Genomic DNA, 20132 nt, shown 5'->3' on the forward strand with positions numbered 1-20132 from the left:
GGTGCCGTGGCAGTCGAGCCAGCGAGGAGTGAGCATGAAGGGCGGAACAAGAATTGCGGTAGGGGTGGGAATCGGATACGTGCTCGGCCGCACGCACAAAATGCGCTTTGCGTTGGCACTGGCGGGTGCGGCGATGGCCAAGCGGTCCTCGGGTACCCCCGCGGAGCTGCTGGGACGCGGAGCGTCGCTGCTCAAATCGTCGCCGGAGCTGACTCGGCTCACCGACACTGTTCGCGGCGAGTTGGCAGGCGCAGTCCGGACGGCGGCGGTCACCGCCGCGAGCAATCGCATCGACGCGCTCAACTCTCGGTTGCAGCATGGCTCCACGCTCGCGATCGACGAGGACCGAGACGAGTCGCACGAATCGGATTCCGACGAAGACGAGTACGACGACGAATCGATCCGGGACGACGAGCAAGCGTCCGCCGACGAGGACGAGGACGAGGATCTCGAGGACGAAGACGATTCCGGACGAAGCAGCGACGAGGACGACAGCGCTCAGCCCGTCGCACGGACGCGGGCACGCCGGACCGGAACCGCGGGCGGACGGAAAACCGGCTCCCGGACCGCGGCCCGTAGCTCCGGGTCCGCGGACCGCAAGCCGGCTTCGGCTGTCCGACGCCGTAGCCGCTCCGACCCCGACGAAGCGCCCGTGCGACGCGCGAGGAGGTGAGGTCGATGACGAAGACGTTGCGCGACACGACGGCCGGAGTCGGCAAGGCGGCCACCGATACCGCAGGCCGCGCCACCCACGCCGCGACCCGGGCTGGGTCGACGGCACAGAAAACAGCGCAGGCAGCCACCCCGACGGCCATGCTGCAGCAATCCGTGCAGAACCTCGCCGGAACGCTGGCCGAACGCACGGTGTCCGGGCTGTCGAACCGGGTATCGAAGACCGCAGGCCGGTTGACCGAGTACGGCGAAGGGAACGGAGGGAATCTGCTGGCCGCGGTAACCGGTGTCGAGAAGCTGGCCGGAGGCGCCTCGCCGTTGCGAGCGGCCGTCAGCGGCAGCATGAGCAAGCTCCGGCACTCGGTCGGCGAAACGTTCGAGGCGGCCAAGGAGTCGTTGACCGGCGGCAAGGGCAAAGGCAAAGGCGGCGGCAAGAAGCTGAAGCTGACCAATATCGTCGAGCACATCGACGTGGGGGTTCCGATCGATCTGGCCTATGACCAGTGGACCCAGTTCGCGGATTTTCCGAAGTTCACGAAGAAGGTCGAGCAGGTCGAGCAGGTCGCCGACGAAAAGCTCAGCTGGACCGGCAAAGTGTTCTGGTCAAGAAGGACCTGGGAATCCACGATCCTCGAGCAGGTGCCGTTCGAGCGGATCGTCTGGCGTTCCAAGGGCGCCAAAGGCTACATCGACGGCGCGGTCACCTTCCACGAGATCACGCCGGGGCTCACCCGCATCCTCGTGGTGCTCGAATACCACCCCCAGGGACTGTTCGAGAAGACCGCCAATCTGTGGCGCGCGGCAGGTCGCCGGTGCCGCCTGGAACTCAAGCACTTCCAGCGGCAGGTCATGCTCGACGCTGTGCTGCACAGCGACGACATCGTCGGCTGGCACGGCGAGATCCACGACAGCGAGGTCGTCAAAGACGACGAGACCGCGCGGCGTGAGGAAGAAGAGGACACCGAAGACGACCACGCGGACGAAGAAACTCCCGAGGACGAAGAAGCCCCCGAGGATGAGGAGCCGGACGAGACCGAAGAAGACGAGGAGGAGGAAGAACCAGAGCCACCTCGCCGCCGACCGGCCGCCCGCCGCAAGAGCCCGGTGACCCGCCGGGCGCGTGAGAGCCGAGGAGCAAGCGAATGACCATCGAACCCGCAGGAGGTGGAGGTGGTGGCGGAGCAGGCACGTTGGCGCGGCCGAATTCCTCCAGCCTGGCTGACGTCATAGACACGATTCTCGACAAAGGACTGGTCATCGACGCGTTCGCCCGCGTGTCGCTGGTCGGCATCGAGCTGGTGACCATCGACGCGCGCGTCGTGGTGGCCAGTGTCGACACGTATCTGCGTTTCGCCGAAGCGGTCAACCGGCTGGAGATCTCGACCAGCGAACCGAAGGGGCTGACCGATATCGTCGGCGACGTCACCCAAGGTGCAGCGAAGCACAAGACAAAGGGCGTTCTCGAGGCGGCCGGCGAGAAGGTCACGGACTTTTTCGACGACGTACAGGAGAAGCGCCGAACAGTGCCCCGGTCGTCCAGACGCGTGGAGGAGTGATGGCTGCCGACACAACCTCCGTCTATGTCTACGGCATCGTGCCCGCCGACGTCGAACCCGAGCCGCACGCGACCGGTGTCGGCGATCCTCCGGGTGAGGTCAGCGTGGTGCGGCACGGCGAGATCGCCGCGCTGGTCAGCGCGCTCGAATCCGATCGGCCACTGGGCACACCCGATGACCTCACCGTCCATGCCGAACTGCTGGACGGGTCGGCTGTCGTCGCTCCGGTGCTACCGCTGCGGTTCGGTGCCGTCATGACCGACGCGGAGGCGGTGGAGAACGAATTGCTGGAGGCGAACGAGGACGAATTCCGCGCCGCGCTGAAGGAACTCGAGGGCCGGGCGCAGTTCGTGATCAGAGGGCGCTACGTCGAGGACACCATCCTGCGGGAACTGCTCGACGAGAACGCGGAGGCCGCCCGCCTCCGCGAGGAGATCCGCGACAAACCGGAGGACGCCACCCGTAATGCCCGGATCGCGCTGGGCGAGCTGATCAATCAGGCCATCGAGACCAAGCGAGCCGAGGATACCCGCACGACGGTGTCCGAGCTCGAGACGTTCGAACCGCTGGTCAACCAGCGCGAGCCCAGCCATGAGGAGGACGCCGTCCACATCGCGGTGCTGGTCGAGCTGGCCCGGCAGCAAGAGTTGGAGGATACGCTGCGTCGGCTCGCCGAGGGATGGGACGGCCGGGTGGAGCTGAACCTGCTCGGACCGATGGCGGCCTACGACTTCGTGACGAAGCGAGCCCCGGAGGGGTGAGGCATGGGTCTGCTCTCAGCGATAGTGACGTTGCCCCTCGCGCCGGTTCGCGGCGTGATGTGGCTCGGCGAAGTGATCCAGGACCAGGTCGAGCAGCAGCTCCATGATCCCGCGACGCTGCGAGCCGAGCTCGAGGAGATCGATCGCGCGGCGGCGGCCGGTGACCTGTCCGAAGAAGAGCAGAAGCAAGCGCAGCAGTCGATCCTGGATCGCATGACCGGCTCCGCGACCGCGATCGACCAGCCGGAGGAGTGACTCGCGTGGCCCGCAAGACTACCTCCGACGATTCCGAGGACGAGTACTCGTCGTCGAACGAACAGCCTCCCCTGAGCGCGGCACAAGCCGCGGCGGTGGCGATCGAGCATCTCGTCGAACTGACGTCGAAACAGGTGCAGGGCGTCACCCGCATGGAACCGACGGAGGACGGCTGGCTGGTGGAGATCGAGGTACTCGAGGATCGACGCATCCCCTCGTCGGCGGACATCCTGGCGCTCTACGAGGCGGAGATCGATCTCGACGGGAATCTGCTGGCCTACCGCAGAACACAGCGCTACGGGCGCGGCAATACCGCCGTCGGCGGAAACGAGCGGCGATGACTGTCGTCGGAGGCGGATCTTCTGTCCCGCAGCCCTACGGGGGCGGGCATCAGTCCACGAACCTCGCCGACATCCTGGAGCGGGTCCTCGACAAGGGCTTGGTGATCGCGGGCGACATCCAGGTGAACCTGCTCGACATCGAACTGCTCACGATCAAGCTGCGCTTGGTGATCGCGTCTCTGGAGACGGCCAAGTCGGTCGGCATCGACTGGTGGGAGACCGACCCCTGGCTCAACAGCAAGGCCCGCACGCTGGAACGGCAGGATCGGGATCTCGAACTCGAGAACCGGGAACTTCGGGATCGGATCGCCCAGCTGGAGGCGACGAACGACAACCGTCAACTCGTCGAGCGCGGCCGCGAGCCCAAGGAACAGCGATCGTGACCGCTGGCCTCGGGGTCTGGCTGTACGCGGTGACGTCCAGCCGCGGCGGTGTGGCGGAACTGAGCGAGCTGACCGGAGTCGCGGGTGAACCGGTGCGGACGGTGGTCTCGGATGACCTGACGGCGGTCGTCGGCTCGGTGCCGCTGGAGGTTTTCGGGGAGCAACCGCTACGCGGGCACTTGGAGGATCTCGACTGGCTGGAAAGTACCGCCCGCACGCACGACGCCGTGGTGTCGACCTTGGTGCGCCGAGGTCCGGCCCTCCCGCTGCGACTGGCCACCGTCTTCAGCGACGACAACCGGGTGCGCGAGCTGCTCGACGAACGGCGAGCTGACTTCGGTGCGGCTCTGGCCCTGGTGAGCGGCCGCACCGAGTGGGGCGTGAAAGCCTACGGCGATCGCGCCGCCCTCACCACTGCCGTGGCCGAGGCCCGGGCCGCGAACGCAGGCGGCGCGACGGGGGCGGGGACCGCGTATCTCGCCCGGCGCCGCGCACAACTGTCCGCACGGGAGACCGTGGAACGCGACGCGGCGGAGCGCGCCGAGGAGATCCACACGCGCTTGGTTCAGCACGCCGCGGCAGGACGACTCCAGCCGCTGACCGATCCGGCGCTGAGTGGGCGCCGGGACTGGATAGTGCTCAACGGGACATACCTCGTCGACGACGATCGCACCGACGACTTCACCGCGACCGTCACGATGCTCGGCGCCGAATTCCCCGGCATCCGGCTCGAACTCACCGGCCCGTGGCCGCCGTATTCGTTCGCGGGCGTAGAACGCGAGCCGGCATGAGCCAGGTCGACCGCACTGTCGACGGCGAGCGCCGCGTCGCGCTTGTCGATCTGCTGGATCGGGTGCTGGCCGGTGGCGTGGTGATTTCCGGCGACATCACACTCGCCATCGCGGACGTCGACCTCGTCCAGATCTCGTTGCGAGCCCTCATCTCCTCGATCAGCACCCTCTCGGCGCCGGTCGGGTCCGCGATGCGCGGTGTGCTGGAACCGCCCGGCGATGACTGAATTCGGCGGCATCCCACCGCGTATCGACACCGAACCGGAATCCGTCGAGCGCGGGCTGGTCACCCTCGTCCTCACGCTGGTGGAGCTACTGCGGCAACTGATGGAGCGGCAAGCGTTACGCCGCGTCGACGCGGGCGACCTCACCGACACCCAGATCGAACGCATCGGCACCACCCTGATGCTGCTCGAACAACGCATGGACGAACTACGCGATCACTTCGGCCTCACCCCGGAAGAACTCAACATCGACCTCGGCCCCCTCGGCACTCTGCTCCCGCGTGACCCGACCGACCGCTGACACCATGTCGATCGCGGTCAATAGTCGCGACCGGTGAGCCCCCGATAGACGAAGCGCGTGATCGACTCGATCGCCTCCTCGTCGGTCAGCGTCACCGACCCGTCCTCGACCATGCGCAGCGTCCCGTCGACCGCGGCGAACATCATCGCCAGGCTGGCATCGACAGTCCCCGGCAGTTGGAGGCCGCGGTCGGGGAAATCGGAGACGTGGTCGGCGATATCGGCGCGCTGCGCGGTGCCGAAACCCGCGATGATCCGGGCGAATTCGGGGCTGACCTGGGCTGCCTGCCCCATTGCCCGCAGTACCGATGCGTTGTCGCGGGCGAAGGTCCAGTAGCCGCGCACGTGGTAGCGCACCGCGGCCGGATCGGTGAAGTCGCCGTTGTGTTCGGGATCGGCGGCGCGTTCGTCGCCCGCCGCGGCGATATCGGCCAGCAATGCTTGCAGCAGTTCCTCTTTGCTCGCGAAGTGGTTGTAGAACGAGCCTGCGGCCCGGCCAGCGGCGGCGGTGATGTCGGTGATCTTCGCGTTCAGGTAGCCGTGTTCGGCGAAGACCTGCCGGGCGGCGTCCTTGAGCGCCTGCTCGGTCTCCGCGGATTTCTCGCGCCTGCTGCCTGCCACCGGACGCCACCTCCTTGACAAGCACGGTACCAACACTGAAACTGAATTCATATTCACTGAATATTGATTCAGTTCACATAACAGGAGGCAGTTCCCATGTCCGACCAGGTACTTGTCGCCGGTGCAGGCCCGACCGGTCTCACCCTCGCCATCGATCTCGCGCGGCGCGGGATCGACGTCCGGCTCGTCGACCGAGCCGAGACACCCTTCCAGGGGTCGCGCGGTGACGGCATCCAGCCGCGCACGCTGGAGGTGTTCGACGATCTCGGTGTCCTCGACGCGGTATCGGCCGCGGGGCGCGATCTCCCCGCGATGCGCGTGTACTTCGCGGGTGAGTTCGCCGGCGAGCGGCGCATGGCGGAGCCGGTCGCACCGACACCGGACGTGCCGTACCCGAACGGGTGGGTGCTCGGCCAGTCCGACACCGAGGCGATCTTGCGGGCCCGGTTGGCCGAGCTGGGTGGACAGGTCGAATTCGCCACGGCGCTGGTCGATTTCACGCAGGACGACACGGGCGTCACCGCGACACTGCTGCGCGACGGCGTCCACGAGACGGTCCGCGCCCGCTATCTGGTCGGCGCCGACGGCGGCGCGAGCACCGTGCGCAAGGGTCTCGGGATCGCGTTCGAGGGCAGTACCGACGACTCGATCAAGATGCTGCTCGGTGATGTCCGCGTCGATGCCCTCGACCACGAGTCCGGCTATTGGTTCGCCGCCGCGGCCGACCAGCCGATGAACGGTTTCACCTTGTCACCGCTGCCGGGTGGACGTCGCTTCCAGTTCGCCGCGCCCCTGGCCGAGGATCAGTCCCCCGACTTGGCCACCCTGCAGGACCTCGCCGACCACCATGCCCCCACGCTGGGCCTGACCCTGAGTGATCTGTCGTGGGTCACGGCGTGGCGCCCCAACATTCGTCTCGCCGAGCGCTTCCGCGACGGCCGGGTGCTGCTCGCGGGCGATGCCGCCCACGTCCACCCGCCGACCGGCGGACAGGGCCTCAATACCGGCGTCCAGGACGCCTACAACCTCGGCTGGAAACTGGCGGCCGCTCTCGACGGCGACACCGCCCCGCTCGACACCTACGAACCCGAACGCCGCACGGTCGCGGCCCGCGTGCTCGGCCTGAGCACCGAACTCCTCGGCAAACTCGTCGACGGTGACGAGGACGCGATGCACCGCGGCCCCGAGACCCGCCAGCTCGGCATCACCTACCGCTCCCCCACCGAGCAGGGTCCGCTCGTCGCGGGCGACCGGGCACCGGATGCCCCACTGCACGACGAATCCGGCCGCCCGATCCGCCTGTTCGACCTCTTCCGCGGTCCTCACGCGACCTTGCTGCGTTTCGCGTCGGCGGACCGCACGCCCCTCGACGATTCCGCCGTCCGCACGGTCGAGATCCGCCGCGCCGACGCCCCGGGCACAGAAGTCGCCGACCGGCTCGCATCCACAACACTCGTCGACACCGACGGTCACGCGTTCACCGCCTACGCGGCCACCCCCGGCACACATATCCTGATCCGTCCGGACGGCCATCTCGCCCGCCGCTGGTAGATCCTGCCGCCGCGGGCCAGCCGGACAGCACCGCCGCGAACACACCGGTGGCCGGGCATCCCTGCCCGGCCACAGGTGTTCGTTCGAGAAGTATCAGAGCCCGACGAGGCTACCCAGCGTGGTCCAGCCGAGCACCGAGTCGACAGCCAGACCACAGAACACCACCGCCAGGTAGTTGTTCGACTGCAGGAACAACCGCAGCGGCTTCACCGACTCACCACGCCGCACCCCCGCGTAGAGCTGATGCGCCATCAGCAGGAACCACGCACCGGCCACCAGCGCGACGGCCGCGTAGATGACACCGGTCGCGGGGACCAGAGCCAGCGTGGCCAGCACGGTCAACCAGGTGTAGATGACGATCTGCTTGGTGACGACCTGCTCGGTCGCGACCACCGGCAGCATCGGCACCCCCGCCGCCCGGTAGTCCTCCTTGTAGCGCATGGCCAGCGCCCAGGTGTGCGGCGGCGTCCAGAAGAAGATGACGGCGAACAGCACGATCGCGGGCCAGCCGATGTTCCCGGTGACCGCGGACCAGCCGACGAGGGCGGGCATGCAGCCCGCGGCGCCGCCCCACACCACGTTCTGCGAGGTCCGGCGCTTGAGGCCCTTGGTGTAGACGAAGACGTAGAACAGGATCGTCGCGACCACCAGCACGCCGCTGAGCAGGTTGGCCTGCCACCACAGCCACGCGAACGAGATCGCGCCCAGTGCCACACCGAAGACGAGCGCGTGCCTGGTCGGCACCGCGTCGCGGGCCAGCGGGCGCCGCGCGGTCCGCTTCATCACCTTGTCGATGTCGGCGTCGGCGACACAGTTGAGGGTGTTGGCGCTGGCCGCGCCCATCCAGCCACCGAACAGGGTGACCAGGATCAGCCGGATGTCGACGGTGCCGCGGTCGGCCAGCAACATCGTCGGGATGGTGGCGACGAGCAACAGCTCGATGACACGCGGCTTGGTGAGCGCGATGTAGGCGAGTGGCTTGCGCACTATCTTGGAGACGAGACCGTCCCCGGTGAGGCGATCGGCCAGTGCCGTCGAGGAATTGTGCGCACCGCTACTACCCGGCTGGGGATCGATCCGCACTGTTTCTCCTCGCACGCTGTGCTTCGCATCCGGCATTGGAACGAGCAGCGCGCGGCTGCGGCGCGGCCACTACTACAGACGATGGTAGACCCACGCCGGTGCCGCTCCACGCCAGGGCCCTGCCACCGTGGGCGCGGTCACTGCCGCTCACGCGGCCGTCACGAGGCCCCACCCCACGGTGAACCGGCATCGACATGCAGGTGAACGGCACCGCGGATGCGCCACCGCCCCGCCCGCCGATGGATGCCGCCCACACCGGAGACGACGCCCAGGTCCGCACTACACTCACAACCAGGGTTCGCGCCGGTCCCACCGAGCATCACCACTAGGGTATGGATGTACATCGGTACGCACCCCCGGCCGCGTGCGATCCGTTCGAGACACATCGCAGCTGCCATGTATCGCCGTCGACGAAACCTCAGGTCAGGAGAACCACGGTCGTGTCAGTCACAGACGACATTCGCGCCCTCACTCAGCGGAACTACCCCAGCGACTGGACGGACCTCGACACCAAGGCCGTCGATACCGCCCGCGTCCTCGCCGCCGATGCCGTGCAGCAGGCGGGCAACGGACACCCCGGCACCGCGATGAGCCTCGCGCCGGTCGCCTACACCCTCTTCCAGCGCACGATGCGCCATGACCCCGCGGAACCGCGCTGGGTCGGTCGCGACCGGTTCGTGCTGTCCTGTGGGCATTCCAGCCTCACCCTCTACATCCAGCTCTACCTGGCCGGTTTCGGCCTGGAGCTGACCGACCTCGAGCACCTGCGCCAGTGGGGTTCGCTGACCCCGGGCCACCCCGAGTTCCGGCACACCGACGGCGTCGAGATCACCACCGGCCCGCTGGGCCAGGGCCTGGCCTCCGCGGTCGGCATGGCGATGGCCGCCCGTCGTGAGCGTGGCCTGTTCGATCCGGAAGCGGCGCCGGGCACCAGCCCGTTCGACCACTTCATCTACACCATCGCCTCCGACGGCGACCTGCAGGAGGGCGTCACCGCCGAGGCCTCCTCGATCGCGGGCACCCAGCAGCTGGGCAACCTCGTGGTGATCTACGACGACAACGAGATCTCCATCGAGGACGACACCGACATCGCCTTCACCGAGGACGTCGCCAAGCGCTACGAGGCCTACGGCTGGCACGTGCAGATCGTCGAGGGCGGCGAGGACGTCGTGGCGATCGAGGCGGCCATCGAGGCGGCCAAGGCCGAGACCGACAAGCCGTCGATCATCATCCTGCGCACCATCATCGGCTTCCCCGCGCCGAACAAGATGAACACCGGTGGCGTGCACGGCGCGGCACTGGGCGCCGACGAGGTCGCCGCGGTCAAGAAGGCGCTCGGCTTCGATCCCGAGAAGTCCTTCGACGTCGACCCGGCCGTCATCGAGCACACCCGCAACGCGCTGGCCCGCGGTACCGAGGCCAAGGCGAAGTGGCAGCTGGACTTCGACAAGTGGGCCGAGACGAACCCGTCCAACAAGGCCCTGTTCGACCGCCTGCAGACCCGCTCGCTGCCCAAGGGCTGGGTCGAGGCGCTGCCGAGCTTCGAGACCGACCCGAAGGGCATGGCCACCCGCAAGGCCTCCGGCAAGTTCCTGGCCTCCGTCGCCGACGAGCTGCCCGAGCTGTGGGGCGGTTCGGCCGACCTGGCCGAGTCCAACAACACCACCATGCCCAACCAGCCGAGCTTCGGCCCCGAGTCGATCTCGACCGGCATGTGGAAGGCGCAGCCCTACGGCCGCACCCTGCACTTCGGTATCCGTGAGCACGCGATGGGCTCGATCCTCAACGGCATCGCGCTGCACGGCCCGACCCGCCCCTACGGTGGCACCTTCCTGGTGTTCTCCGACTACATGCGCCCGGCCGTTCGCCTGGCCGCGCTGATGCGGGTGCCCGCCATCTACGTCTGGACCCACGACTCCATCGGTCTGGGCGAGGACGGCCCGACCCACCAGCCGGTCGAGCACCTGGCCGCGCTGCGCGCGATCCCCGGCCTCAATGTCGTGCGCCCCGGCGACGCCAACGAGACCGTGCACGCCTGGCGCACCATCCTCGAGCGCGACTCCGACGAGCACACCTCGCACTTCCACACCTTCGACGCCCCGCACCAGGACGGCCCGTCCGCGCTGGCGCTGACCCGCCAGGACATCCCGACCCTGGAAGGCACCAGCTACGAGGGTGTCAAGAAGGGTGGCTACGTGCTGGCCGAGGCCTCGACCGGTACCCCGCAGGTCATCCTGATCGGCACCGGTTCCGAGCTCCAGCTCGCGGTCGCCGCGCGCACTACCCTGGAGGAGCAGGGCATCCCGACCCGCGTGGTCTCGATGCCGTGTGTGGAATGGTTCGACGCGCAGGACCAGGGCTACCGCGACGAGGTGCTGCCTCCCTCGGTGCGTGCCCGGGTGGCCGTCGAGGCCGGTATCGCGATGCCGTGGCACCGGTTCGTCGGTGACGCGGGCGAGGTCGTCGGCATCGATCACTTCGGTGCCTCGGCCGACTTCAAGACTCTGTTCCGCGAATTCGGTATCACCGCCGATGCCGTCGTCGCCGCCGCACTGCGTTCGACCGACAAGGTGAAGGGGTAAAACCAATGGCACAGAACGAGAATCTCGCCGCGCTCTCGGCCGCGGGGGTCTCGGTGTGGCTCGACGATCTGTCCCGTGATCGGATCCAGTCCGGCAATCTCGCCGACCTGGTCGCGACCCGCAGCGTCGTCGGTGTCACCACGAACCCGAGCATCTTCCAGGCCGCCCTGAGCAAGGGTCACGACTACGACGGTCAGCTGAAAGAGCTTGCCGCCCAGGGCGCCGACGCCGACGCCGCGATCCGCACCATGACCACCGACGACGTGCGCGCCGCCTGCGACGTGCTCGCCCCGGTGTTCGAGGCAACGAATGGCGTGGACGGCCGCGTGTCGATCGAGGTCGACCCGCGCTTCGCCTTCGACGCCGACAAGACCGTCGCCCAGGCGATCGAGCTGTGGAAGATCGTCGACCGCAAGAACCTGTTCATCAAGATCCCGGCCACCGAGGCGGGCCTGCCCGCCATCACCGCGGTGATCGGCGAGGGCATCAGCGTCAACGTGACGCTGATCTTCTCGGTGCCGCGCTACCGCGCGGTGATGGGCGCCTACCTCGACGGTCTGCGCAACGCGAAGATCGGCGGCCACGATCTGGCCAAGATCCATTCCGTCGCTTCGTTCTTCGTCTCCCGCGTCGACACCGAGATCGACAAGCGCCTGGACGCGATCGGTACGCCGGAGGCGCTCGCGCTGCGCGGCAAGGCCGGTGTCGCCAACGCCCGGCTGGCCTACGCCGAGTACCAGGACGTGTTCGACGGTGGGGCACACACCTCCACCTACAACCACCTGGCCGCGCAGGGCGGCAACCGCCAGCGTCCGCTGTGGGCGTCGACCGGGGTGAAGAACCCGGACTACTCCGACACCCTGTACGTCACCGAGCTGGTCGGCCCGAACACGGTGAACACCCTGCCGGAGAAGACGTTGCAGGCCTTCGCCGATCACGGCGAGGTCATCGGCGACACGCTCAGCGGCCGGGCCACCGAGGCCGCGCAGGTCTTCGCCGACCTGGCGGCGGTCGGCGTCGACCTCGACGATGTGTTCGCGCTGCTCGAGCGCGAGGGCGTCGACAAGTTCGAGTCGGCGTGGAACGAACTGCTCGAAGCCACCACCGGCGAACTGCGCACCGCGGCGGCGGGGGGCAACTGACCCGATGGCCGGCACAGCATCGACGGATCGGGCGGCGGGGCTGTGGCGCAACCCGCTGCGCGACGAACGAGACAAACGGGTTCCCTTCATCGCGGGGCCCTGCTGCATGGTGATCTTCGGTGTCACCGGAGATCTGTCCCGCAAGAAGCTGATGCCGGCCATCTACGACCTGGCGAACCAGGGGCTGTTGCCCCCTGGTTTCGCCCTGGTCGGGTTCGCCCGGCGTAACTACGCCGACGAAGACTTCGCCGCCGTCGTCCTGGACGCGGTGAAACAACACGCACGCACACCCTTCCGCCAGGAGGTCTGGGATCACCTGGCGGAGGGGCTGCGCTTCGTCCAGGGCAGTTTCGACGACGACGCGGCCTTCGCGACGCTCGCCGACACCCTGCGGACCCTGGACGCGACCCGCGGCACCGGCGGCAATTACGCCTTCTACCTGTCGATTCCGCCGAACATGTTCCCGGTGGTGCTCGACCAGCTCTCCGAGCACAAGCTGGCCCAGCCGGTCGGCACCGGCGCCGACGGCTACCTGCCGTGGCGGCGGGTGGTGATCGAGAAGCCCTTCGGGCACGACCTGGCCAGCGCCAAGGAACTCAACGCCCTGGTCAACCGGGTCTTCCCGGAGGAGCAGGTGTTCCGCATCGATCACTACCTCGGCAAGGAGACGGTGCAGAACATCCTGGCGCTGCGCTTCGCCAACGAGTTGTTCGAGCCGCTCTGGAACGCCAACTACGTCGACAGCGTGCAGATCACCATGGCCGAGGACATCGGCCTCGGCGGGCGTGCGGGGTATTACGACGGGATCGGCGCCGCGCGTGACGTCATCCAGAACCATCTGCTGCAACTGCTGGCGCTGACCGCGATGGAGGAGCCCACCTCCTTCGAGCCGGAGCAGCTCACCACCGAGAAGATCAAGGCGCTCTCGGCGACCAAACTCGTCGCGCCGCTGGACGAGACGACCGCGCGTGGCCAGTACACCGAGGGCTGGCAGGGCAGCGAGCAGGTGGTCGGCCTGCACGAGGAGGACGGCTTCGACCCGCAGTCGCGGACCGAGACCTACGCCGCGATCACCCTGCACGTGGAGAACCGCCGCTGGGCCGGTGTCCCGTTCTACCTGCGCACCGGAAAACGCCTCGGCCGCAGGGTGACCGAGATCGCGGTGATCTTCAAGCGCGCGCCGCACCTGCCGTTCGACCAGACCATGACCGAGGAACTCGGGCAGAACGCGCTGGTCATCCGGGTGCAGCCGGACGAGGGCATCACCCTGCGCTTCGGCTCCAAGGTGCCGGGCTCCGGCATGGAAGTGCGCGATGTGAACATGGACTTCAGCTACGGCGAGGCGTTCACCGAGTCCTCCCCCGAGGCCTACGAGCGGCTCATCCTGGACGTGCTGCTCGGCGTGCCCTCGCTGTTCCCGGTCAACGCGGAGGTCGAATTGTCCTGGCGCATCCTCGATCCCGTGCTCGAGCACTGGGCGGCCGAGGGCAAGCCCGAACCCTACGAGGCGGGCACCTGGGGCCCGGCCTCGGCCGATGAGATGCTCGCGCGCAGCGGGCGGGAATGGCGGCGCCCGTGATCGTCGACATGCCCGACACCACCACCGTCGAGGTCGGCAAGCGGATGGTGCAGTTGCGCGAGACCAACGGCGTCATCACCCAGGGCCGGGTGCTCACCCTGGTGGTCTGCACCCTGGATTCCTCCGAGGCCGAGGACGCGATCGACGCCGCCAACGACGCCAGCCGCGAACACCCGTGCCGGGTGATCGTGCTGGCCCGCGGCGACCGCGACGCCGATACCCGCCTCGACGCCCAGATCCGGGTCGGCGGCGACGCCGGTGCGGCCGAGGTGATCGTGCTGCGGTTGCAGGGTCCGCTGGTGAACCACGAGAGCAGCGTCGTCACGCCGTTCCTGCTGCCCGACACCCCCGTGGTGGCGTGGTGGCCGCGTGGCGCGCCGGAGTTCCCGTCGCTGGACTCGGTGGGCAAGCTGGCCAAGCGCCGGATCACCGACGCCACCTTCGCGCCCGATCCGCAGGCCGCCATCAAGAAGCGCCGCTACTCCTACGCGGTGGGCGACACCGATCTGGCGTGGAGCCGCATCACCTACTGGCGTGCGCTGCTGGCCGCCGCGCTGGACGAGCCGCCGTTCGAGCCGGTCACCTCGGTGACCGTGTCCGGCCTGGCCGGCGAGCCCGCGCTGGACACCCTCGCGGGCTGGCTCGCTTCGCGTCTGAGCTGTCCCGTCGTCCGCAGGACGGGTGAGCTGCGGGTGGAGCTGCACCGCGGCGCGGATTCGATCGCCATCAGCCGCCCGCAACTAGGAAGAACAGCAACGCTGACCCGCACCGGTGAACCCGACCAGCGCATCGCGCTGGCGCGCCGGGAAACTCGCGACTGCCTCGCCGAGGAACTGCGCCGGCTCGATGCCGACGAGATCTACGCCGAGGCGCTCGCCGGAATCGAGAAGGTGACCTATGAGTGACCACATCGACGTGCACGACGAGCTCGGTGCCGAATTCCCGGCCGATACCGTCGAGGTCCACGACGACGCCGACGGTCTGGCCGATGCCGCCGCCGAACGATTCGTGGACGTGATCGTCGCTGCCCAGGCCGAACGCGGCACCGCCTCGGTGTCGCTGACCGGCGGCAGCGACGGCATCCGGCTGCTCGAGCGGGTCCGGCAGAACCCGGGCGCCATCGACTGGTCCAAGCTCTACGTCTACTGGGGCGACGAGCGTTTCGTCCCCGCGGACGACCCGGATCGCAACGAACTCCAGGCCAGGAAGGCGCTGCTCGACTTCGTCCCGCTCGACCCGGCCCACGTCTTCCCGATCGCGGCCTCGGACGGCACCTACGGCTCGCCGGAGGCGGCGGCCGCCGCCTATGCCCAGGCGATCCACACCGAGCTCGACGAGCGCGGCGACATCGATCTGACCGTTCTCGGCATGGGCCCCGAAGGCCACATCGACTCCCTGTTCCCGCACTCCCCCGCCATCCGGGAACAGCACGATTACGTTGTCGCCGTGCATGATTGCCCGAAGCCGCCGCCGACCCGGGTCAGCCTGACCCTCCCGGCGATCCACCGCTCCCGCCACGTGATGCTCGTTGTCAGCGGCACCGCCAAGGCGGCCGCCGTGGCCGCCGCGGTCAACGGCGCGTCACCCGACGACGTTCCGTCGGCGGGCGCCGTCGGCATCGAGTCGACCACCTGGGTCGTCGACGAGGCGGCCGCCGCCGACCTGCTGCTCGACGAGGAATAGTCGTCCGGCGAAGGGCCGGGCCCAGGCGGGTCCGGCCCTTTCGCATGCCGGGCCCATCGCAGCGGCCTCCCCGGCCCATCGATATCGTCGAGGGTGTTCTACCGGCCGAAAGGGTGACCACCAGCATGATCCAGACCGAGACGGTGACGATTCCCGGCCATGTGCACGGCTATCCGCAGGTGGCGTTCGGCGGATATGTGGCCGGAATGCTGGCCCGCCGATCCGGGGCCGACACGGTGCGCGTCGATTTCCGCCGCGCTGTCCCGATCGACACCCCGATCGCCCTGCCCGCCGCCGAACCCGGGCACGCGACCCTGACCGACGCGGACGGCACGCTGCTGGCGCAGGCTGCTCCCGCCACGCTCGGCATCACCGCGCCGCCCGGTCCCTCCTGGTCGGCGGCGAAGCGCGCTGCCGAAGCCGCGCTCGCGAGCCCGAAACGCCCGGTCACCGACTGCTTCGGCTGCGGTGTCGAGTGCTCGCCCGGCCACGGCCTGCGCCTGTTCCCCTGGCCGGTACCGGACCGTCCGGTCATCGCCGCCGCGTGGACTCCGGATCAGGGCCTCGCGGACGACAACGGGGAACTGCCGCCGGAGATCGTCTGGGCTGCCCTCGACTGCCCCGGCGGTATCGCCGCCTGGGTGTTCCAGGGAATGGCCCACGGGGCGGTTACCGCGGCCCTCACCGCCACCCGGTTCCAGCCGGTCCTGGCGGGCACGGAATACATCTCGCATGCCTGGGCGATCCGCAGCGAAGGCCGCAAATACACGGTGGGCGTGTCCCTTTCGACGCGCGGCGGTGAGCTGTGCGCCCTCGCCGAGGCCCTGTGGGTTGCGCCGCGCGAGCAGACCCCGGCCTCGGCTTCCGAGCGATAGCGCCGCGCCGGGGACTTGCCACATCCGCGCCGAAGTGATCGCCACCGCGGAATTGACGTCGGGCACGCCCGGGTCAGCGTGGCGTACTCGTGCGCTCCAGCAGGCGGCTGCGCAGGTGGGCGAGGATTTCCTCGCGGGCCGGTTGGGCCGCAGGGACGAGCCGGGGCATGCTCAGGAAGGCGTGGGTCGCTTCGGCATAGCGAGTCAGTGTCACCTCGATGCCTGCTGCGCGCAGCCGGTCGGCGTAGGCGGGCGACTGGTCCTCGAGGGTGTCGAGACCGGCCGACACGATGAGGGCGGGGGCGACGCCGGTGAGATCGTCGGCGTACAGCGGCGAGATCGTCCTGGCATCGAACGACGGGGGTAGCACGATCCGTTGTACCGCACGGCAATTGGCGGGCGACGCGGTCGGCGCATCGGCGTTCTCGGTGAACGAGGGATACCGGAACACGGCGTCGGTCCAGTCGAGCTGCGGATTGATCAGGACTTGGCTGCGCACCGGCAGACCGAGCTCCACGGCCCTGATCGCGGTGAGGGCCGCGAGCGTGGCGCCCGCGCTGGCGCCGAGCAGGGCGAGTCGGCCTGGATCGGCGTCCCATCGCGTGGCCTGCTCGACGAGGCGAGGCACCGCGTCGTAGGCGTCCTGGACGGGTTCGGGTACCGGATGTTCCGGCGCCAGGCGGTAATCCACGGAGGCAACCACCGCCGGGGTATGCGCGGCCAGATGGCTGAGCAGCCAATCGTCCTGGGCCGGAACACCACCGATGAGGCCGCCACCGTGGAAGGCGACGATCAACGGCAGCTCGGTGCCGCCACTCGTCGGCTGGTAGATCCGCACATCGAGGGTGCGGCCGGGGAGTTCGAGGGAGTGCGTCGTGATCCGCGCGCCGGGGTCGGGTTTGCCGAGGACGAAGGCGCCGAGCGCGGACCTCAGGGTGCGCGCCTGCGCGGCGCGGAGCTCGATGACCTCGGCCGGGGTGATCGCATCCCAGTCGGGTTCGGGCTTCAGTGCGGCGAGTATGCGCATTCGCAGGGGAACTGTGCCTCGCATGATGGATCCTCCAGACGTCTCGTCGTGCTGTTCACCGGCCGCTGAGCGGGGGTAGCACTACCGTGGCAGGCGCGACCGGCTGTGCGCTTTCGGAAATGTGCGATCCGGCGCGGGTCACAGGGCGCGAGCGCCTAGCATCGGATTCCTGGCATGCCGACGGGATCGGACGTCGACTCGACTGCGGGCGAGGAGTGGGTGCGATGGGCGAAGTGGCGAGGAGCTCGCTCGACCTGGACGCGGCGTTTCGGACCGCGCTGGCCGGTCTCACCGCGGCCGACCGGTGCGATGCCGTCGGCGCGATCGATGCCGCGCGGGGGCTGGAGCTGTTCGAGTCCCAAGTCACCAGCAGGCATCTCGATCTGGCGGCTCGGCGGCTCGGCGCCGCCCGGCAGGGGTTCTACAGCATCGGGTCCTCGGGACACGAGGGCAATGCGGCGGTGGCGGCCGCGCTGCGGGTCGACGATCCGGCGCTGCTGCACTATCGATCGGGCGCGTTCTTTGTCCAGCGGTGCAGGCAGATTCCGGGGGCCGACCCCATCCGGGACGTGCTGCTCGGGGTTGTCGCGGCGGCCGCCGATCCGATCTCCGGTGGCAGGCACAAGGTGTTCGGGAGCAAACAGGCCTCGATCATCCCGCAGACCTCGACGATCGCGTCCCAGCTGCCGCGCGCGGTGGGGCTGGCATTCGCACTGGATCGGGCCGCACGGCAGGGCATTCCGTGTCCATGGCCCGCCGATGCGGTCGTGGTGTGCAGCTTCGGTGACGCTTCGGCCAATCACTCCACTGCGGCGGGGGCGATCAACGCGGCGGTGCACGCCGCGCATCAGGGTGTGCCGATGCCGCTCGTGTTCGTCTGCGAGGACAACGGGATCGGCATCAGTGTGCCGACGCCACCGGACTGGATCGAACGGTCCTACGGCCCGCGGCCCGGGCTCACCTACCTCGCTGCCGACGGCTGCGATCTCCCGGATGCCCTCGGCGTCGCCGAGGACGCGGTGGACCTCGCCCGGACGTGGCGGGTGCCGGTCTTCGTGCATCTGCGCACCGTTCGCCTCGGCGGGCACGCGGGGTCCGATGTCGAGGCGGCCTACCGCGGGCCTGCCGAGCTCGCCGCCGACCTGGCTCGTGATCCCTTGCTCGGGACCGCCCGCTTTCTGCTCGATGCGGGCTTCGCCGACGCCACCGACCTGCTCGACCGCTACGAGCGCATCGGCGCTCGCGTCCGCGACACGGCCGACGAGGTGCTCGGCGAGGCCCGGCTCGACTCCGCGGCGGCGGTAACGGCTCCCCTCGCCCCGTCCACTCCCGACGCGATCCGCAGCGACGTCGCCCGGAGCGTCGGCAACCGCGCAGCCGATGTCCTCGGGCTCGGCCCCAGCGGCCCGGAGGACACCGGGTCGCCTGGCGATTCGGCCGTCCCCGCACTGCCGCCGATGACACTCGCCCAGTCGATCAACCACACGCTCGGCGAACTGCTCGCCCGCGACGATGACGTGCTGGTCTTCGGTGAGGACGTGGCTCGCAAGGGCGGCGTCTACGGCGTCACCAAGGGCCTGCGGAAGCGATTCGGGGCGCGGCGAGTGTTCGACACGCTGCTCGACGAGCAAGCCGTCCTCGGGACCGCCCTGGGAACCGGGCTGGCCGGATTCGTGCCGATCCCGGAGATCCAGTACCTGGCCTACGTCCACAATGCCGCCGACCAGATCCGTGGTGAAGCGGCGACCCTGTCGTTCTTCTCCAACGGCCGGTACCGCAATCCGATGGTGGTGCGCATCGCCGGGCTCGCGTACCAGAAAGGCTTCGGCGGCCACTTCCACAACGACGATTCCCTGGCCGCCCTGCGCGATATCCCCGGTGTAGTCGTGGCGGTGCCCGCTCGCGCCGACGACGCGGCGGCGATGCTACGCACCTGCGTCTCCGCCGCCCGGGTCGACGGGCGCGTCTGCCTGTTCGTGGAGCCGATCGCGCTGTACCACACCAGGGATCTGCACCCCGGCGACGAATCCTGGCTCGCCGCACCGACTTTCGAGCATGTCCCGATCGGCAGTGCCCGGGTCTACGGCGACGGCACCGATCTCACCCTCGTCACCTTCGGCAACGGGGTGCCGATGTGCCTGCGCACCGCGGACCGCCTCGCCGCCCAGGGCATCCACGCCAGGGTGCTCGACCTACGCTGGCTGAACCCGCTCCCGGTCGCCGACCTGCTCCGTCACGCCGAGGCCACCGGCCACGTGCTCGTCGCCGACGAAACCCGGCGCAGCGGCGGCGTGTCCGAGTCGGTCTACGCGGCGCTCGTCGACGCGGGTTTCCCCGGGACCCTCGCCCGCGTCACGAGCGAGGACAGCTTCGTCCCCCTCGGCCCCGCCGCCGACACCGTCCTGCTGAGCGAGTCGGCTATCGAAGCGGCGGCACAGCGACTCAGGCGAACTTGATCTCCAGGCCGATGCCGAGGATCGCGATCAGCCAGACGATGCCGACGAAGATGGTGATGCGGTCGAGGTTCTTCTCGACGACGGTGGAGCCAGACAGGCTCGACTGCACGCCGCCACCGAACAGGCTGGACAAGCCGCCACCCTTGGCGCGGTGCAGCAGCACCAGCAGCACCAACAGGACGCTGGTGATCACAAGGAGGATATCGAGGAACAGCGACATGGCGCCCATCCTATGGGGTCCACGCCCGGC

22 protein-coding genes are annotated in these 20132 nt (G+C 68.9%); 18 read left to right on the forward strand and 4 right to left on the reverse strand.

All coding sequences use genetic code 11. From position 1 onward, the window contains the following. The first annotated feature begins 34 nt into the window (after window positions 1–34). The 10 genes from ACWF9G_RS14040 to ACWF9G_RS14085 are packed head-to-tail and all read left to right on the forward strand — an operon-like array spanning window position 35 to window position 5284. Window positions 35–673, forward strand: a complete 639-nt coding sequence (locus ACWF9G_RS14040; protein ID WP_452515587.1) for a hypothetical protein — start codon at window positions 35–37, stop codon at window positions 671–673. Window positions 674–678: 5 nt separating this feature from the next. Further along, on the forward strand, window positions 679–1818 hold the full coding sequence (locus tag ACWF9G_RS14045; RefSeq protein WP_452515589.1) for an SRPBCC family protein: 1140 nt from the start codon (window positions 679–681) through the stop codon (window positions 1816–1818). Further along, window positions 1815–2228, forward strand: coding sequence for a gas vesicle protein GvpJ (gene gvpJ / locus ACWF9G_RS14050; protein WP_452515591.1), 414 nt, complete (start codon window positions 1815–1817; stop codon window positions 2226–2228). The genes ACWF9G_RS14045 and gvpJ overlap by 4 nt, the downstream gene beginning before the upstream one ends. Continuing rightward, window positions 2228–2989, forward strand: a complete 762-nt coding sequence (locus tag ACWF9G_RS14055) for a GvpL/GvpF family gas vesicle protein (protein ID WP_452515593.1) — start codon at window positions 2228–2230, stop codon at window positions 2987–2989. Before gvpJ ends, ACWF9G_RS14055 begins: the two co-directional genes overlap by 1 nt. A 3-nt stretch (window positions 2990–2992) precedes the next feature. After that, window positions 2993–3244 (forward strand): gas vesicle protein GvpG, encoded by a 252-nt coding sequence (locus ACWF9G_RS14060; RefSeq protein ID WP_379310935.1) that lies wholly within the window; start codon window positions 2993–2995, stop codon window positions 3242–3244. A 5-nt stretch (window positions 3245–3249) separates the two neighbouring features. Next, window positions 3250–3585, forward strand: a complete 336-nt coding sequence (gene gvpO, locus ACWF9G_RS14065; protein WP_379310936.1) for a gas vesicle protein GvpO — start codon at window positions 3250–3252, stop codon at window positions 3583–3585. Continuing rightward, entirely contained in the window at window positions 3582–3968 is a 387-nt protein-coding gene (locus tag ACWF9G_RS14070) for a gas vesicle protein (RefSeq protein ID WP_379310937.1), read from the forward strand. The genes gvpO and ACWF9G_RS14070 overlap by 4 nt, the downstream gene beginning before the upstream one ends. Beyond that, on the forward strand, window positions 3965–4759 hold the full coding sequence (locus ACWF9G_RS14075) for a GvpL/GvpF family gas vesicle protein (protein WP_452515595.1): 795 nt from the start codon (window positions 3965–3967) through the stop codon (window positions 4757–4759). The genes ACWF9G_RS14070 and ACWF9G_RS14075 overlap by 4 nt, the downstream gene beginning before the upstream one ends. Beyond that, complete coding sequence (locus ACWF9G_RS14080; RefSeq protein WP_452515597.1) at window positions 4756–4986, forward strand: gas vesicle protein; 231 nt, start codon at window positions 4756–4758, stop codon at window positions 4984–4986. Before ACWF9G_RS14075 ends, ACWF9G_RS14080 begins: the two co-directional genes overlap by 4 nt. After that, on the forward strand, window positions 4979–5284 hold the full coding sequence (locus ACWF9G_RS14085; protein ID WP_189023537.1) for a gas vesicle protein K: 306 nt from the start codon (window positions 4979–4981) through the stop codon (window positions 5282–5284). Before ACWF9G_RS14080 ends, ACWF9G_RS14085 begins: the two co-directional genes overlap by 8 nt. Window positions 5285–5301: 17 nt before the next feature. On the opposite strand, the gene ACWF9G_RS14090 is transcribed toward ACWF9G_RS14085, so the two are convergent. Beyond that, a complete protein-coding gene (locus tag ACWF9G_RS14090) occupies window positions 5302–5904 on the reverse strand; it encodes a TetR/AcrR family transcriptional regulator (protein WP_452515600.1) in 603 nt (200 codons plus the stop codon). Window positions 5905–6000: 96 nt separating this feature from the next. Between ACWF9G_RS14090 and ACWF9G_RS14095 the strand changes: the two genes are divergently transcribed. Further along, a complete protein-coding gene (locus ACWF9G_RS14095; RefSeq protein ID WP_452515602.1) occupies window positions 6001–7455 on the forward strand; it encodes an FAD-dependent monooxygenase in 1455 nt (484 codons plus the stop codon). A 93-nt stretch (window positions 7456–7548) separates the two neighbouring features. Here ACWF9G_RS14095 and ACWF9G_RS14100 read toward each other — a convergent pair whose 3' ends face one another. Then, window positions 7549–8538, reverse strand: coding sequence for a heme o synthase (locus tag ACWF9G_RS14100; protein ID WP_379309929.1), 990 nt, complete (start codon window positions 8536–8538; stop codon window positions 7549–7551). 440 nt (window positions 8539–8978) lie between these two features. Here ACWF9G_RS14100 and tkt point away from each other — a divergent pair, with 440 nt between their 5' ends. The 6 genes from tkt (at window position 8979) to ACWF9G_RS14130 (ending at window position 16399) form a co-directional block, all read left to right on the forward strand. Continuing rightward, window positions 8979–11120, forward strand: a complete 2142-nt coding sequence (gene tkt, locus ACWF9G_RS14105) for a transketolase (protein ID WP_452515604.1) — start codon at window positions 8979–8981, stop codon at window positions 11118–11120. Between the two features lie 5 nt (window positions 11121–11125). Further along, the gene (gene tal, locus ACWF9G_RS14110) at window positions 11126–12262 is read left to right on the forward strand and encodes a transaldolase (RefSeq protein ID WP_452515605.1); all 1137 of its coding nucleotides are present in this window, start codon (window positions 11126–11128) and stop codon (window positions 12260–12262) included. A gap of 4 nt (window positions 12263–12266) precedes the next feature. Beyond that, entirely contained in the window at window positions 12267–13841 is a 1575-nt protein-coding gene (gene zwf / locus ACWF9G_RS14115) for a glucose-6-phosphate dehydrogenase (RefSeq protein WP_379309925.1), read from the forward strand. Beyond that, window positions 13838–14746, forward strand: a complete 909-nt coding sequence (opcA, locus tag ACWF9G_RS14120) for a glucose-6-phosphate dehydrogenase assembly protein OpcA (RefSeq protein ID WP_452515607.1) — start codon at window positions 13838–13840, stop codon at window positions 14744–14746. The genes zwf and opcA overlap by 4 nt, the downstream gene beginning before the upstream one ends. Continuing rightward, a complete protein-coding gene (gene pgl, locus ACWF9G_RS14125; RefSeq protein ID WP_452515609.1) occupies window positions 14739–15524 on the forward strand; it encodes a 6-phosphogluconolactonase in 786 nt (261 codons plus the stop codon). Before opcA ends, pgl begins: the two co-directional genes overlap by 8 nt. Window positions 15525–15649: 125 nt before the next feature. Continuing rightward, the gene (locus ACWF9G_RS14130) at window positions 15650–16399 is read left to right on the forward strand and encodes a PaaI family thioesterase (protein WP_452515611.1); all 750 of its coding nucleotides are present in this window, start codon (window positions 15650–15652) and stop codon (window positions 16397–16399) included. A 73-nt stretch (window positions 16400–16472) separates the two neighbouring features. Here the strand turns inward: ACWF9G_RS14130 and ACWF9G_RS14135 are convergent, their stop codons facing one another. Then, the gene (locus tag ACWF9G_RS14135) at window positions 16473–17450 is read right to left on the reverse strand and encodes an alpha/beta hydrolase fold domain-containing protein (protein ID WP_452515613.1); all 978 of its coding nucleotides are present in this window, start codon (window positions 17448–17450) and stop codon (window positions 16473–16475) included. A 200-nt stretch (window positions 17451–17650) separates the two neighbouring features. On the opposite strand from ACWF9G_RS14135, the gene ACWF9G_RS14140 reads away from it, so the two are divergent. Then, a complete protein-coding gene (locus ACWF9G_RS14140; protein ID WP_452515615.1) occupies window positions 17651–19882 on the forward strand; it encodes a dehydrogenase E1 component subunit alpha/beta in 2232 nt (743 codons plus the stop codon). On the opposite strand, the gene secG is transcribed toward ACWF9G_RS14140, so the two are convergent. Further along, on the reverse strand, window positions 19869–20102 hold the full coding sequence (secG, locus tag ACWF9G_RS14145; RefSeq protein ID WP_189023559.1) for a preprotein translocase subunit SecG: 234 nt from the start codon (window positions 20100–20102) through the stop codon (window positions 19869–19871). The two genes, ACWF9G_RS14140 and secG, sit on opposite strands and share 14 nt — an antisense overlap. Between the last annotated feature and the right edge of the window lie 30 nt (window positions 20103–20132).

This window comes from Nocardia sp. NPDC055029 (assembly GCF_053608525.1).

Excerpts from the sequence above, each read along its gene's own strand:
- ACWF9G_RS14040 (WP_452515587.1), top strand. The coding sequence starts at position 35 with ATGAAGGGCGGAACAAGAATTGCGGTAGGGGTGGGAATCGGATACGTG.
- ACWF9G_RS14045 (WP_452515589.1), top strand. The coding sequence starts at position 679 with ATGACGAAGACGTTGCGCGACACGACGGCCGGAGTCGGCAAGGCGGCC.
- gvpJ (WP_452515591.1), top strand. The coding sequence starts at position 1,815 with ATGACCATCGAACCCGCAGGAGGTGGAGGTGGTGGCGGAGCAGGCACG.
- ACWF9G_RS14055 (WP_452515593.1), top strand. The coding sequence starts at position 2,228 with ATGGCTGCCGACACAACCTCCGTCTATGTCTACGGCATCGTGCCCGCC.
- ACWF9G_RS14060 (WP_379310935.1), top strand. The coding sequence starts at position 2,993 with ATGGGTCTGCTCTCAGCGATAGTGACGTTGCCCCTCGCGCCGGTTCGC.
- ACWF9G_RS14070 (WP_379310937.1), top strand. The coding sequence starts at position 3,582 with ATGACTGTCGTCGGAGGCGGATCTTCTGTCCCGCAGCCCTACGGGGGC.
- ACWF9G_RS14080 (WP_452515597.1), top strand. The coding sequence starts at position 4,756 with ATGAGCCAGGTCGACCGCACTGTCGACGGCGAGCGCCGCGTCGCGCTT.
- ACWF9G_RS14085 (WP_189023537.1), top strand. The coding sequence starts at position 4,979 with ATGACTGAATTCGGCGGCATCCCACCGCGTATCGACACCGAACCGGAA.
- ACWF9G_RS14095 (WP_452515602.1), top strand. The coding sequence starts at position 6,001 with ATGTCCGACCAGGTACTTGTCGCCGGTGCAGGCCCGACCGGTCTCACC.
- tal (WP_452515605.1), top strand. The coding sequence starts at position 11,126 with ATGGCACAGAACGAGAATCTCGCCGCGCTCTCGGCCGCGGGGGTCTCG.
- zwf (WP_379309925.1), top strand. The coding sequence starts at position 12,267 with ATGGCCGGCACAGCATCGACGGATCGGGCGGCGGGGCTGTGGCGCAAC.
- pgl (WP_452515609.1), top strand. The coding sequence starts at position 14,739 with ATGAGTGACCACATCGACGTGCACGACGAGCTCGGTGCCGAATTCCCG.
- ACWF9G_RS14130 (WP_452515611.1), top strand. The coding sequence starts at position 15,650 with ATGATCCAGACCGAGACGGTGACGATTCCCGGCCATGTGCACGGCTAT.
- ACWF9G_RS14135 (WP_452515613.1), bottom strand. The coding sequence starts at position 17,450 with ATGCGAGGCACAGTTCCCCTGCGAATGCGCATACTCGCCGCACTGAAG.
- ACWF9G_RS14140 (WP_452515615.1), top strand. The coding sequence starts at position 17,651 with ATGGGCGAAGTGGCGAGGAGCTCGCTCGACCTGGACGCGGCGTTTCGG.
- secG (WP_189023559.1), bottom strand. The coding sequence starts at position 20,102 with ATGTCGCTGTTCCTCGATATCCTCCTTGTGATCACCAGCGTCCTGTTG.